General features: G+C 67.9%; 13 protein-coding genes. 5 read left to right on the forward strand and 8 right to left on the reverse strand.

From position 1 onward, the window contains the following. Positions 1–108 precede the first annotated feature (108 nt). Positions 109–1,206, forward strand: coding sequence for a hypothetical protein (locus EV138_RS37825; protein WP_238157924.1), 1,098 nt, complete (start codon positions 109–111; stop codon positions 1,204–1,206). A 59-nt stretch (positions 1,207–1,265) separates the two neighbouring features. On the opposite strand, the gene trpD is transcribed toward EV138_RS37825, so the two are convergent. Genes trpD through EV138_RS02820 form a run of 3 tightly spaced genes read right to left on the reverse strand, consistent with a single transcriptional unit; the run spans position 1,266 to position 3,727 of the window. After that, positions 1,266–2,324 (reverse strand): anthranilate phosphoribosyltransferase, encoded by a 1,059-nt coding sequence (trpD, locus tag EV138_RS02810; RefSeq protein WP_133976890.1) that lies wholly within the window; start codon positions 2,322–2,324, stop codon positions 1,266–1,268. 10 nt (positions 2,325–2,334) lie between these two features. Then, complete coding sequence (locus EV138_RS02815; protein WP_133976891.1) at positions 2,335–2,751, reverse strand: Rv3143 family two-component system response regulator; 417 nt, start codon at positions 2,749–2,751, stop codon at positions 2,335–2,337. A 58-nt stretch (positions 2,752–2,809) separates the two neighbouring features. Continuing rightward, positions 2,810–3,727 (reverse strand): cytochrome c oxidase assembly protein, encoded by a 918-nt coding sequence (locus tag EV138_RS02820; RefSeq protein ID WP_133976892.1) that lies wholly within the window; start codon positions 3,725–3,727, stop codon positions 2,810–2,812. A 31-nt stretch (positions 3,728–3,758) separates the two neighbouring features. On the opposite strand from EV138_RS02820, the gene ctaE reads away from it, so the two are divergent. Genes ctaE through qcrB form a run of 4 tightly spaced genes read left to right on the forward strand, consistent with a single transcriptional unit; the run spans position 3,759 to position 8,084 of the window. Then, positions 3,759–4,472: an aa3-type cytochrome oxidase subunit III gene (gene ctaE / locus EV138_RS02825; protein WP_202866847.1), complete on the forward strand. Its 714-nt coding sequence runs from the start codon at positions 3,759–3,761 to the stop codon at positions 4,470–4,472. Next, positions 4,469–5,335 carry a cytochrome bc1 complex diheme cytochrome c subunit gene (qcrC, locus tag EV138_RS02830; RefSeq protein ID WP_112240295.1) on the forward strand — a complete coding sequence of 289 codons (867 nt, stop codon included), beginning with the start codon at positions 4,469–4,471 and terminating at the stop codon, positions 5,333–5,335. Before ctaE ends, qcrC begins: the two co-directional genes overlap by 4 nt. 44 nt (positions 5,336–5,379) lie before the next feature. Continuing rightward, complete coding sequence (qcrA, locus tag EV138_RS02835) at positions 5,380–6,378, forward strand: cytochrome bc1 complex Rieske iron-sulfur subunit (protein WP_238158393.1); 999 nt, start codon at positions 5,380–5,382, stop codon at positions 6,376–6,378. Next, positions 6,375–8,084 carry a cytochrome bc1 complex cytochrome b subunit gene (gene qcrB, locus EV138_RS02840; RefSeq protein WP_133976894.1) on the forward strand — a complete coding sequence of 570 codons (1,710 nt, stop codon included), beginning with the start codon at positions 6,375–6,377 and terminating at the stop codon, positions 8,082–8,084. The genes qcrA and qcrB overlap by 4 nt, the downstream gene beginning before the upstream one ends. 109 nt (positions 8,085–8,193) lie before the next feature. Here qcrB and EV138_RS02845 read toward each other — a convergent pair whose 3' ends face one another. The 5 genes from EV138_RS02845 to EV138_RS02860 form a co-directional block, all read right to left on the reverse strand. Then, positions 8,194–8,397 (reverse strand): hypothetical protein, encoded by a 204-nt coding sequence (locus tag EV138_RS02845; protein ID WP_133976895.1) that lies wholly within the window; start codon positions 8,395–8,397, stop codon positions 8,194–8,196. Between the two features lie 325 nt (positions 8,398–8,722). Then, the gene (locus EV138_RS02850; protein WP_133976896.1) at positions 8,723–10,495 is read right to left on the reverse strand and encodes an ABC transporter ATP-binding protein; all 1,773 of its coding nucleotides are present in this window, start codon (positions 10,493–10,495) and stop codon (positions 8,723–8,725) included. Next, complete coding sequence (locus EV138_RS37550) at positions 10,488–11,054, reverse strand: ATP-binding cassette domain-containing protein (protein ID WP_202866602.1); 567 nt, start codon at positions 11,052–11,054, stop codon at positions 10,488–10,490. The genes EV138_RS02850 and EV138_RS37550 overlap by 8 nt, the downstream gene beginning before the upstream one ends. 20 nt (positions 11,055–11,074) lie before the next feature. Further along, on the reverse strand, positions 11,075–12,250 hold the full coding sequence (locus tag EV138_RS37555; protein ID WP_202866603.1) for an ABC transporter transmembrane domain-containing protein: 1,176 nt from the start codon (positions 12,248–12,250) through the stop codon (positions 11,075–11,077). Positions 12,251–12,382: 132 nt separating this feature from the next. Further along, positions 12,383–13,576 carry a L,D-transpeptidase gene (locus tag EV138_RS02860; RefSeq protein WP_238157925.1) on the reverse strand — a complete coding sequence of 398 codons (1,194 nt, stop codon included), beginning with the start codon at positions 13,574–13,576 and terminating at the stop codon, positions 12,383–12,385. Positions 13,577–13,805 lie beyond the last annotated feature (229 nt).

A 13,805-nucleotide genomic window follows, 5' to 3' on the forward strand; every position in this document is an offset into this window, starting at 1 on the left:
GGACCTGCGCAAGGACGCCCGCCGCAAGGTGGACCAGGGCAACAACTGCCGCCACAAGGTGGTCCGCAGCCGCAGTACTGGCCGGGGCCGCAAGGTGGCGGGCAGCCGGTGCAGGGATTTGGACCGCAAGGCGGCCCGCCGCAGTACGGGCCTGGGCACCAGCAGGGCTGGCAGCCGCCGCATGCACCGACACAACAGGGTGGCGGCCAGCCGCCGCACGGACCGACACAACAGGGTGGCGGCCAAGCGCCGCACGCACCGACACAACAGGGTGGCGGCCAGCCGCCACGCGGGCCGATGCAGCAGGGTGGCGGGCCGGCGCAGTACGGGCAGCCGCAGTACGGGCCTGGGCCGCAGGGTGGTGGGCAGCCGCAGTACTGGGCTGGGGCGCAAGGTGCTCCGCAACCGCAGTACGGGGTGCAAGCGGGCGTCGAGGCCGATGAAGAGTACGGCGTGGTTGGGCGTCGACGGAAGCCAACTGGTGGGCCGGATTCGACGCGGACGCCTCGGTTGGTCGGGGCGGCGTTGCTGGTGGTGGTCGCGCTGCTGACCGCCCTCTGGAGCGTGAACTGGATCTGGAGCAAGGCCGACGCCGTCACGCCCGTCGCGGTGCCGTCGGCGAAGCAGACGCCGTTGAAGACGGTGAATCCGTCGGCCAGCCCGTCGCCGACGCCGCCGCCGGTCGGCAAGGTGGTCGGCTCCAATATTGTTGCCTTCAACAACGACACGATGCCGCTGATGAGTTCGCAGTGGAGCGACAACTTCGACCGCAGCGGGATGCTCGGCGGCGCCGCCACCTGGCTGACCGTGCACGCCAAGTACGACGGCAAGGGCACCTGGGGCAACTTCGTGTCCTTCGGCCAACTCCCCAAGGACGTCCCGTACAGCAACACTCCGGCCGGCCTCAAAGCCGCGGCCCAGTCGGCCGGCGGCATGGCACTGACCCGGTTGTACGACGCCAACACCAAGCCGTACGCCGTCACCCACCGCCCGATCACCGTCGCCGGCCACCCCGGCCACGAGATCACCGCCCGGATTCCGGTGAAGGTGCCGAAGCTGAAGGAGACGTACTCCGTCATCCTGATCGCGGTGATCGACCGCGGTGACGGTACGGCGGCCGTCTCGATCGGCGACATCGCCGGCTCGACCCCGCAATGGTTGCCGGTCTGGCGAAGCCGCGTCGCCCAGATCAAGATCAACGGCTGAGAAGCAGAACAGCCGCCCGCTCCCTCAAGGGACGCGGGCGGCTGTTCTCAAGAGAAACCTCAGCGCACCTCGGCGCAAGCGGCGATCCACCGATCCAGCAGCGCCTTCGCCGCACCGGAGTCGATCGACTCGATCGCCCGGTCCATCCCGGCGCGGATCCGGGAAACCAACGGCCCGGTGCTGCCGTCGTGCGCAGCCAGCGCGGCACCGGCATTGAGCAGTACGACGTCGCGCACGGCTCCGCGTTCACCGTCGAGCAGCGCCCGGACCACCTTCGCGTTGTACGTCGCGTCGGCACCCTTCAACGCCCCGGCGGGGACCGGCTCGATCCCCAGCTCCCGCGGGTCCAGCGCCTCGGGCCCTTCCACCACACCACGTCCGACCGTCCACACCTGCGACGTCGTCATCGTGGTCAGCTCGTCGAGCCCGTCGTCACCGTGGAACACCAGCGCGTCGATCCCCCGCCGAGCCAGTACGCCGGCCATCAGACCCGCGATTCGCGAATCCCCGACCCCCACGGCCTGCGCCGAAGGGTTGCCCGGATTCGCCAACGGGCCAAGGAAGTTGAACGTCGTCGGCACGCCCAGCTCACGACGCGGTACGGCGGCATGCCGCAAGGCGGGGTGGAACGCCGGCGCGAAGCAGAACGTGATCCCGGCCAACTCCCCCACAGCGGCCACCTGGGACGCGGTCAGGTCCAGCGGAATCCCGAGCTCTTCCAGTACGTCGGCCGCGCCGCAGGCCGAGGAAGCAGCCCGGTTGCCGTGCTTCAGTACCTTCGCGCCCGCGCCGGCCGCGACGATCGCGGACATCGTGGAAATGTTCACAGTGTGCGCTTGGTCACCACCGGTACCGACGACGTCCAGCGTCCGGCCCGGTACGTCGATCCGGGTGGCGAAGTCGCGCATGGTCGCCACCAGGCCCTCGACCTCAACGACGGTCTCGCCCTTGGACCGCAAGGCGATCACGAATCCGGCCAGCTGCGCCGGAGAGGCCGCGCCGGACAGGATCTGCTCCATCGCCCAGGCGGTCGCCGACGCGTCGAGATCCTCGTGACGCAGCAGCGGATTGAGTACCTGCGGCCAGGTGTACGAGCGTGCCGTAGTACCGGCAGTCATCGCCGGCGGGTCAGGTCGTCGCGGGGAGCTTGGCGGCGCGCGCCCGGAGCAGCTCCGCGGCCGCCTCGGCCAGCTTGATCGGGTCGATCGGGTGCGCCACGGCCGCCTCGGCGCGCGACCAGGTCGCCAGCCACGCGTCCTGCGGGCGGCCGATCAGGACGAGCACCGGCGGGCACCGGAAGATCTCGTCCTTCAGCTGACGGGCGATCCCCATCCCACCGGCGGGAACGGCCTCGCCGTCCAGGATCGCCAGGTCGACGCCGCCGGCGTCCATGGCCTTGATCACCGCGGGCTCGGTGGCGCACTCGAGGTACTCGAGCTCGGGCAGATCGGCCGCGGGCCGCTTGCCCAACGCCAGCCGGACGGACTCCCGCGTCGTACGGTCGTCGCTGTAGACCAGCACCTTCAGCGGACGCTCTGAGCTCATCGATTCATCCCAAGCTGTGTGTCTGTGACGAGTGGACGTGAAACCAACACGGCGAATGCTACCGGGGACCCTGCTCGGCCCTGCGCGCCTGTTCCTCCAACCGGTCCAGCCGGCGGTCCTCGCGCTTGGCTTCGCGCTGCGACTGCTTCACCCACTGGACGAAAAGGACCGCGAAGAAGACGATTCCGACGATGTCGCCGGAGCCCCACAGAAGACCGCCCGCGATGTACTGGTCACGCAGAGGTGACGGCGGCCAGCTCCGGCCGAAGCTGGTGTACCAGTCCTCCGCGATCAGCTTGTTCGCCGACATGATCGTGATGCCGAGGAACGCGTGGAACGGCAGCGTCAGGAACGTGAGCATCAACCGGAACGGGTAGATCACCCGGCCGGGGACCGGATCGAGGCCGAGCAGCGGCCAGAAGAACAACGATCCGACCACAATGAAGTGGAAGTGCAGAAGATCGTGCAGCACGGCCGAGCGCAGCGTCGCGTCGTACCAGCCGCTGAAATAGAGCACCCAGGGGCTCAGAACGAAGAGCGTGAAGCCGATCAGCGGGAAGCAGAGCACCTTCGCCAACCGGGAATGCAATACGGAGAGCAACCATTTCCGCGGGTTGGCGGGAAGGGTGCGGAGGGCAAGCGTCACGGGTGCCCCGAGCGCCATCGCCAACGGAGTGAGCATCGACAGGATCATGTGCTGGGCCATGTGAACGCTGATCAGGACCGTGTCGTAGGTGCCCAGAGCGGACTGGGTGGCGATCACGGCACTGCCGAGGCCGAGTCCGACGAAGGCGAGAGTGCGGCTCACCGGCCACTTGTCGCCCCGCGCGCGAAGGCGGCGTACGCCGTACAGGTAGAGGCCGCCGACAACGATGATCACTGCGAGTAACACCGGCTCGAAGGTCCACGCCGTCAGCAGTCGCGACGGCGTGAACGGCGCGATCTGGTCGCCTGGTCCGGCATGGAGGGGAAGCACGGTTCCACAGTAGAAAGATGTTGTGACCGACATGCATGGGGGTGGGCGTGCTGTCGGATCCCCGGACCGACATAATGACGCCGTGGCCACTGCAACCGCGCTCCCAGCGTCCCGTGAACACGGACACCATGACCGTCCCAGCATGGTCAGTGTCGGCACGATCGTCTGGCTCTCGAGCGAACTGATGTTCTTCGCCGCCCTGTTCGCGGCCTACTTCACGATCCGGTCCGTGACGACCGCCGCGGCGGCAGCGGGGACCGAGTCCCTGTGGGAAGCGTCGACCGCGATGCTGAACGTGCCGTTCGCCTCGGTGAACACGTTCATCCTGGTCGCGTCGTCGTTCACCTGCCAGGCCGGCGTCTTCGCCGCCGAGCACGGCAAGGTCGGACGCACCGGCGCCCTGGCGAACATCCGCTCCTGGGGTATGCGTGAGTGGTTCATCCTCACCTACCTGATGGGCGCGGTGTTCATCGCGGGCCAGGTGACGGAGTACGCCAAGCTGGTCCACGAGGGCGTGACGATCGCGTCGTCGCCGTACGGATCGGTCTTCTACCTGACCACCGGGTTCCACGGTCTGCACGTGACCGGCGGTCTCATCGCTTTCGTGTTCGTCCTCGCCAGGACGTACATGGCACGCAAGTTCACCCACGAACAGGCCGTCTCCGCGATCGTCGTGTCGTACTACTGGCACTTCGTCGACGTGGTCTGGATCGCCCTGTTCGCGACCATCTACCTGCTCAAATGAGTGAGAAGAGACTTTCCTTGTCACCGGCGCGCTTCCTCTCCGCGCGACGACGGCACCGGTCAGCCGGCCTCGTCGTGCTCCTGTTCGGCCTCCTGGCGGTGGGCTCCGCGTACGCCGCGTTCGCCCCTGACAACGCGGTGGCGGACAACTCGGCCCAGTCCCAGCAGATCGAAGAGGGCAAGAAGCTCTTCGCGGTCGGCTGTGCCAGTTGCCACGGCCTGAACGCCGAGGGCGGTGGCAACGGCGAAGGCAAGCAGGCCGGCCCGTCCCTGATCGGAGTCGGCGCGGCCGCGGTCGACTTCCAGGTCGGCACCGGCCGGATGCCGGCGATGCAGCCCGGCGCCCAGATCCCGCGCAAGACCCCGGCGTACACGCCCGCGGAGATCGAGGCACTGGCGGCGTACGTCGCGTCACTGGCCCCCGGCCCGGCGGTACCGGCCGAGGAGTCGTACGACATCAGCAAGGCGACCGACGAGCAGATCACCCGCGGTGGCGAGCTGTTCCGCACCAACTGCACGGCGTGCCACAACTTCGCCGGCCGCGGCGGTGCGCTGCCCGGCGGCAAGTACGCGCCGTCGCTGATGAACGTCGACCCCAAGCACATCTACGAAGCGATGCTGACCGGTCCGCAGCAGATGCCGGTCTTCTCCGACCAGGTCCTGCGGCCGGAGGACAAGCGTGACGTGATCGCGTACCTGAACGCGTTGCAGCAGCAGAAGGACCCCGGTGGCTTCGGCCTCGGCCGGCTCGGCCCGGTCTCGGAGGGTCTGTGGGGCTGGCTGGTCGGTATCGGCCTGCTCGTCTGCGTGGCGGTCTGGATCGGCGCCAAGGGCGTCAAGGCCAAGGGAGTGAAGGCAGAGTGACCGACGAGAAGCTCCCCGTAGTACCTGGTGAGCACGACAGCAGTGTGGTGGTGGCGGAGCCGATCCCGGATCCGGGCATCGAGCCGCACGAGCCGCGGATCACCGATATCGACCCGAAGGCCGCCGACCGGGTCGAGCGCCAGGTCGCGACGCTGTTCAGTCTGGCCGGCCTGCTGGCGCTGGGTTCGTGCGTCGCGTACTTCGCGATTCCGCGCGACTCCACGCTCCAGTTCGGGCCGCTGTCCGGAAACGCGAACAACCTGGTCATCGGCCTGTGCCTCGGCCTCGCGCTGTTCATGATCGGCGCCGGTGCGATCCAGTGGGCCAAGAAGCTGATGGTCGACACCGAGATCTCCGAGGAGCGGCACGACGCGCACTCCTCGCCGGCCCAGAAGGCCGAGATCATCGAGGCCTTCCAGCTGGGCACCGCCGAGTCCGGCTTCACCCGCCGCAAGCTGATCCGCCGGTCGCTGATCGGCGCGATGGGCCTGCTCGGCCTGCCGGCCATCGTGCTGCTGCGTGACCTCGGTCCGCTGCCCGGCCGCAGCCTCTACAACACGATCTGGGCCAAGGGCATCCGCGTCGTCAACGACGTCACCCTGCGCCCGATCAAGCCGTCCGACCTGATCGTCGGCCAGCTGGTCAACGCGGCGCCCGCGAACCTGGCGCCGATGCAGGAGGAGAGCGCGGTCGAGTACCAGAACGCCAAGGCGAAGGCCTCGGTGATCGTGGTGCGGATCGCCCCGAACGAGATCCGGGTCCCCGCGGGCCGGGAGAACTGGGGCGTCGACGGGATCCTGTGCTACTCCAAGATCTGCACCCACGTCGGCTGCCCGATCTCGCTGTACGAGCAGCAGACCCACCACGTGCTCTGCCCGTGCCACCAGTCGACCTTCGACCTGGCCGACGGGGCCAAGGTCGTCTTCGGCCCTGCCGCCCGCCCGCTGCCTCAGCTACCGTTGGCAGTGGACGCGGAGGGCTACCTGGTCGCGCAGAGCGGCTTCACCGAGCCGGTTGGCCCGAGCTTCTGGGAACGAGGGTGACGACAGTGTCCACGACGAAAGACTTCCCACCACCGGTCAAGTGGATCGATGACCGTCTCGGCATCGGCAAGATCGGCAAGAAGAACCTGCGGAAGGTCTTCCCCGACCACTGGTCGTTCATGCTCGGTGAGATCGCGCTCTACAGCTTCATCATCCTGATCCTGACCGGCATCTTCCTGACCCTGTGGTTCAAGCCGTCGATGGGCGAGGTCGAGTACCAGGGCTCGTACAGCCTGCTCAAGGGCCTGCACATGTCCGAGGCCTACGCCTCCACGCTGGACATCACCTTCGACGTCCGCGGCGGTCTGCTGATGCGGCAGATCCACCACTGGGCGGCCGTACTGTTCGTCGCCTCGATGATGGTCCACCTGCTGCGCATCTTCTTCACCGGCGCGTTCCGCAAGCCGCGTGAGCTGAACTGGGTGATCGGCTTCACGATGCTGTTCCTCGGCATCATCGAGGGCTTCATCGGCTACGGCCTCCCCGACGACCTGCTCTCCGGAACGGGTCTGCGCATCACCCAGGGCATGATCCAGGCGTCGCCGGTGATCGGCACGTACCTGAGTTTCTTCATCTTCGGTGGCGAGTTCCCGGGCAACGAGTTCGTCTCCCGGTTCTTCACCATCCACGTCCTGCTCATCCCGGGCCTGATCCTGGCGCTCGTGACGGCGCACCTCTTCCTGGTCGTCTACCACAAGCACACGCAGTACCCCGGCCCCGGCCGGACCGAGAAGAACGTCGTCGGCTACCCGCTGATGCCGGTGTACATGGCCAAGGCCGGCGGCTTCTTCTTCGTCGTCTTCGGCGTCACCGCGCTGATGGGCGCGTTGCTCCAGATCAACCCGGTGTGGCTCTACGGTCCGTACAACCCGGCCGAGGTCACCGCGGGCTCCCAGCCCGACTGGTACATGGGCTGGCTGGAGGGCTCCGTGCGCCTGATGCCGGGATTCGAGTCGCATTTCTGGGGCGTCACGCTCAGCTGGAACCTGCTGATACCGGCGCTGCTCATCCCGCCCGCGTTCGTCACCCTGGTCGCCCTGTATCCGTTCATCGAGCAGTGGATCACCGGCGACAAGCGCGAACACCACCTGCTGGACCGGCCGCGCAACATGCCGACCCGGACCGGTATCGGCGCCGCCTTCATCACCTTCTACGGCCTGCTGTGGATCGGTGGCGGCAACGACCTGATCGCGACCCACTTCGGTGTCTCGCTGAACAACGTGACCTGGTTCCTGCGGGTGATGATCTTCCTCGGCCCGGTGTTCGCCTTCTGGGCCACCCGGCGGATCGCGATCTCGCTGCAGCGCTCCGACAACGAGCGGCTCCTGCACGGGCTCGAGTCGGGCATCATCATGCGGCTGCCGCACGGTGAGTACATCGAGAAGCACACCCCGATCTCGACGTACGAGGCGTACGAGCTCACGGCCCGCGACCGGATCCTGCCGCTCGACATCGGCCCCGAGACCGACGAGAACGGCGTACGGGCCCCGAAGCGAGCGCTGAACAAGGTGCGCGCCAGGCTCTCCCGCTTCTACTTCGCCGACTCGGTCCAGAAGCCGACCGCCGAAGACATCGCCGAAGCGCACGCCCACGGTCACGGCCACGACGACCACGAGGAACTCGGCCACGCCGACGAGGTCCCCGGCCTCACCGGCACCGTCGAGATCGACGACGAGACAGCACGCGAACAAATCACCAAGCACTGACGTAGCACCACGAAGACCCCGGCTGGAGTTCCAGCCGGGGTCTTCTCTTGTACTGCGAGGAAAAGCCCCCACGCAGCCTCCTCCGTCGCCCGCTCCCGCCCACCCCAAGTCACGGCTCCTCCGTCGCCGCTCGAACTACGTGGGCACCCCGAACGCTCCGGCCGAGCGACCTCGCCTTCATCCGGCGAACCTGCTTCCCCTCCTCCACCAGCTCCCCCACCCCGGATCGCGGCTCCTCCGTCGCCGCTCGAAGGCGGTAGTAGCCCAGTGCTCTGGCCAGTGCCTCGCCGTCGCCCGACGACCAGATCCCCACGCGGCCTCCTGCATGTCAGCTCCCACCCACGCCACGTCGCGACTCTTCCGGCGCCGCTCGAACGCGCGACAGCACTTCAGGGGCCCAGCCGACGGACTCGCAGTCGTCTGGTGCCTCCCACTCACCCCGTCGCCGCTCGACGGCGGTAGCAGCCCGGGTGCGCCAACCGACGGACTCCCCGTCGTCCGGTCCTTCCCACCCCACTCCCCCGTCGCCGCTCAACGGCGGCAGCAGCCCGGGGGCGCCGGTCGACGGGCTCGCAGTCGTTCGGTGAACCGACCCACTCCACTTCCCCGTTGCCGCTCGGCTAACTGCGGGGAAGTGCTCAGGTGGGTTCTGGGTTCGACGGGCCTCCGTGCCAGGAGTGCCAGAGTTTGCCGTAGGTGTGGCCCGCGGTGACCAGTTCGGTGTGGGTGCCGAGTTCGACGAGTTTGCCTGCTTCCATTACGGCGATTCTGTCGGCGTCGTGGGCTGTTTGGAGGCGGTGGGCGATGGCGATCACCGTGCGGCCACGTAGTACCGCTGCCAGCGATTGTTCTGTGCGTCGTGCTGTTCTGGGGTCGAGTTGGGCGGTCGCCTCGTCCAGGATCAACGTGTGGGGATCGGCTAGGACGACTCGTGCCAGCGAGAGTTGCTGGGCGCCGGCGCCGTCGAGGGTGAAGTCGGTGCCGAGTTCGGTGTCCAGTCCGTGCGGTAGGTCGGCCAGCCACGGGGCTCCGACCGCGTCCAGTGCCGCGTGCAGTTCCTGGTCGGTGGCGTTCGGGCGGGCGATGAGCAGGTTGTCGCGCACAGTGTCGTGGAAGACGTGGTGATCTTGGGTGATGAGTACGACGTGCTCCCGCAGGTGGTCGGGCGGGAGGTCGGCGACCGGCGTACCGCCGATGGTCACCGAGCCGGTGTGAGGACGGTCGAGGCCGGCCAGGAGGCGGGCCAGCGTCGACTTCCCCGCACCAGAGGTGCCGACGATGGCCAGCCGTTCTCCCGGCTGCACGAGGAGATTGATGTCGCGCAGGACGTCGCGAGCACCTGTGTAGCTGTAGTACGCGTTCTCGACCTGGATCCGGTCGCCGGTGGGGCCCGCGGCAACGTCGGGCTCGGTTTCCTCAGCTGGTACGTCGGCCAGTCCTTCGACGCGAGCGTACGACGCCCCGGCGCCTTGGAGCTGTTCGATCCAGAGCATGAGTGTGTCGAGCGGACCGACGAGTTGGCGCAGATACACCGTGGCGGTCACCACGACTCCGAGGCTGACCGAGCCATTCAGATAGAGACCGCCGCCGACAAGAAGTACTCCGGCGACCGGCAGGCCCAACGAGACTTCCGACCACGGAAACAGCACCGTTCGCAGCCACAAGGCCCCTAGGAACGCAGACCTGGCTCGAGCGATGGCGGTTTCCGTAGCCTCGGTCCGTCGGTCCTCCAACCCGAGCAACTGGACCGTACGCGCGCCTTTCGCGGTGCTGGCGACAACGTCGGCCAGCTCCGCACCAGCTGCGGCGACTGCCAGATAGGCCGGCCTCGCGCGCCGCAGATACCAGCGCACAGCCGCTCCGACGCCGATCAGGCATACCAGCCCGCAAAGCCCCAGCCGCAGGTCCAGAACCAGCACCGCGACGATGAGGAACAAGGCGTGGACGATAGCCACGAGAACCTCGGGCACGGCCGATCGCAGGGTCAGGGCCACCCGCGAAGCATCGGTACTGCCGCGGGCGATGAGGTCGCCGGTAGGAAGTTGGTCCGCGCTTCGCGCTGGCAGTGTGAGCGTCCGCTGCAGGAACCGTTCCCGAACGCGTGCGGCGGTCCGTTCACCGAACCGGTACCCGATCTTGAGAGCCCACCACGTCAAGACTGTTTGTACGACGGTGAACACCAGCGCGCCGAATGCCAGCCGGTCCACCGTGCTGAGCACGTCACCGGAGCCGGACCTGGTTTGGATCGTGTCGATGATTCGACCCAGCAGCCACGGACCGACCAGCCCCGCCGCCGAGGCGAGCCCGTTGACGAAGATGAGCCCAGCGACCGCACTGCGGTCCGCGCGCAGATCTCGTACGGCGGCAGCACGGACCTCGGCCGGCCCTGCAACCGGCAGCTGTCTACTCATCGTCCACCTGCTCGCCATCGTTTTGAGTGCGAGTGACCAGCTCGCGGTAAGCCGAGTCGCGGCGCAGAAGGTCCGCGTGCGTGCCGACCGATGCGGCGTGACCGTCGACCAGGAGGACGACCTCGTCAGCGCGATCGAGCACAAGTGGCGACGACGCCGTGACGACCGTGGTCATGTCGCGCCGGGCTTCGCGAAGCCGGTCGATCATGGCCGCTTCGGTGGTGGCGTCGACCGCCGAGGTCGGATCGATGGCCAGCAGGACATCGGGGGCGGCGTACACCGCCCGTGCGAGTTGGAGACGTTGCCGCTGGCCACCGGAAAGGTCACTTCCGCCGGCGGCGATCACCCCGTCCAGACCGCCGGGCAGCGCCTCTACGACGTCCTCGGCCACGGCGGTGCGCAGCGCAGTACGGATCCGGTCGTCGTCAGGCTCGAGACGTCCCGCGACGATCTCCCGCGCCGTACCGGCGAAGACCTCGGCATGGTTGTCAGCGACAACCAACCGGCGCCTGAACTCCTCGTCGGCGACATCCGCGATCCGCACACCTGCCCAGGTCACACAGGCCTGGGAGTCGATGCTCAGGTGCCCGACCTCTCGATCGCCGCGACCGCCTCGGCCGGCTGGGCAGCTACCAGCGCGGTGAAGGTGCCGGGACGGATGATCACGCCGGAGGCTGGGTCGGCCAGCGGGCCACAGCCAGGCGGGAGCGGCACCGGATCGTGGTCGTTGTGACGCGGTACCGGCAGGTTGAGGAGATCGATGATTCGCTGACCGGCGACCCGGGCACGAGCGATGTCACCGCTGCCCTCGATGAAGAACGCCACCGGTACGGCGAGCACAGCCACGTAGCCGTAAACCGCGACGAGGTCGCCGATGCTGATGTCGCCCGCAGCAGCCATCCTCGCCGACAACCAGACGACCGCGGCCAGGAAGAGCGCCGGCAACCCGGTGGACAAGGCACCCACCCAGCTCGACGGTCCGGCGACACGGTAGCCGCGACCCACCAGTCCCTGCGACTGCCGTTCGTACCGTTCCGCCACGAACGTCTTCCCACCCAGTCCGTTGAGCACGCGGAGCCCGGCCAGTACGTCGACCAGTCGTGTCGTCAGGTGCCCTTGCTGGAACCTGTACGCCGTGCCGGTGTGCTCGATGCGTCGCAGGAACGGGCCGACAGTGACAGCGAGCAGTGGTACGCCGGCGAGGACCACTGCGGCCAGCAGCGGCGAAATGGTGAACAGCACGACGGCGACGACGGCGTACGCAACCACCGCGCCGACGCCAGGACCCGTCACGGTCAACGCTTGCGCGACGGTCTGGGCGTCAGCGATGCCGACGGTGACCACCTCGCCGGCGCTGACCCGCCGCGCCAGGGATGCACCCAGGCGGGCTGTGTGCCAGACCGTCGCCCGCACCGTCCGAAAGGACGCGTCCATTCGGATCTTGGTCATCGTGCGATGCCGGCTGATCCCTAGCAGCGCGTTGAGCACGCTGACCAGGAGCAGTACCAGAACCCAGGCGACGAGAGCGGTCGTATCGCGCGCGACGAGTCCCTCGTCCACCGCACGAGACAGCACCCACGGCGGTACTGCGAGGCCGACCGTCCAGCAGGTGCCCAACGCCGCACCTACCGCGACACGCCTCGACTGCGACCTGGTCAGCCAGAAGAGGAAGCGATAGGGGCTCGAAAGATCAGCCGCCGTGGGCGGGACCCAGGTCTCGGGCATCCGGTCCAACCACCGCCGTACAGCCGCCATCCTGCAGCTCCTCCGGTTTGTGATTGCATTCACAAGGAGGCCTCAGCCTACCCGACCGAACGGCCGAGGAGGACCCGGGAACCACGATCACCCCGAGACCGGACAGGTCTCGGGGTGATGGGGTGACGAGCGTCAGGCGAGGGCGGAGCCGGCCTTGTAGGAGCTGTAGGACTGGTTCCAGTCGGTCCAGCCGTTGCCGGTCTCCATGTGCCGGGACGTACCGGTGACGACGACGGGGTCGCCGCGGAGGGTCTGGCCGAAGAACCACTGGGCGTCCTTGAGGCTCATGCCGACGCAGCCGTGGCTGACGTTGGCGCTCCCCTGGCTGCCGGACGACCACGGAGCGCCGTGGATGAACTCGCCGGAGCTGGTGACTCGCTGGGCCCACTGGACATTGCTGATGTTGTAGTAGTTCGGGTCACCCGGCTTGATACCGATGGTGGCCGCGTCCATCCGCTTCGTCTTGAACTTCTCCATGATGACCTTGACCCCGGAGCGGGTGGTGAAGCCGTCCTTGCCGGCCGTGATCGGGATCGTCCGGGCGAGCTTGCCGCCGATGGCAACCGTCATCACGTGCTTCGCGACGTCCACGTGGGAGACGACCGACCGGCCGATGGTGAAGCTGATCTTGCGGCTCGAGGCGCCCCAGACGTCGCCGCCGGCGTTGACGCCCCGGGTGTTGATGTCGACGGTGACCTTGGTGCCGGCCGGCCAGTAGGCCTTCGGGCGGTAGTTCACCTGCTTGGCGTTCATCCAGTGCCAAGTGCCCTCGACCGGGACCGACGTGGTCACCTTGAGGCGCTTCTCGACGGCGGCCTTGTCGGTGACCGAGCGGTTCCAGAAGATCTGGATCGGCATCGCGACGCCGACGGTCTCACCGTTCAGCGGGGCGACCGAGGCCTTCAGGCTGCTGCCCGCGGACAGCGTGGTGAAGGTGGAGTCGATCTCGATGCTCTTGCCGTCGGTACCCTGCGCCGTCCCGGACACGGTGTACGTCGCGCCGGGCTTGAGGCCTTCCGCGGACGTCCACTGGGACTTCTCGGAGTTGAGGGTGCCGGAGACCTTGTCGCCGTCGTCGTCCTTGAGGGTGACGTCCTGGATGGTGCCGGCCGTGGTGGTGACGGTGACAGGCTTGTCCGGCCGTACCGCGGAAGCGCCCTTCGCCGGGACGATCTTGATGTTCGCGGCGGCCGGGTCGTCGGCGGGCTTGCTGCTGTCGTCACCGGGAGTAGTCGAGGCGCCGGGCGTGGAGCTGCTCTGCGAGCCGGCGGGCGGCGAATCAGCCGACTTGGTGTCGCTGCAAGCCGTGCCGATCAGCAGCATCATGCATACCCCAGCCACGGCCAAGCCGTGTTTCCGCACCGTACTACTCAGCACCCTGAACTCCCCTGTCAACGAAATTCCCGCCGGGCAAGGGTAGCTTGCCCAGCGGTCCTACCCACGCACTGCACGTCACCAGCACGGCGAGGCCCCCACGGCCCGCTGTACTGGTGACGTTGTGCAGAACGGTTTGGTTCGGTTTTCTATGAAATTGCCGCGGCCGGCTCGCCGGCGG

Source organism: Kribbella voronezhensis, from assembly GCF_004365175.1.
Classification (GTDB): domain Bacteria; phylum Actinomycetota; class Actinomycetes; order Propionibacteriales; family Kribbellaceae; genus Kribbella; species Kribbella voronezhensis.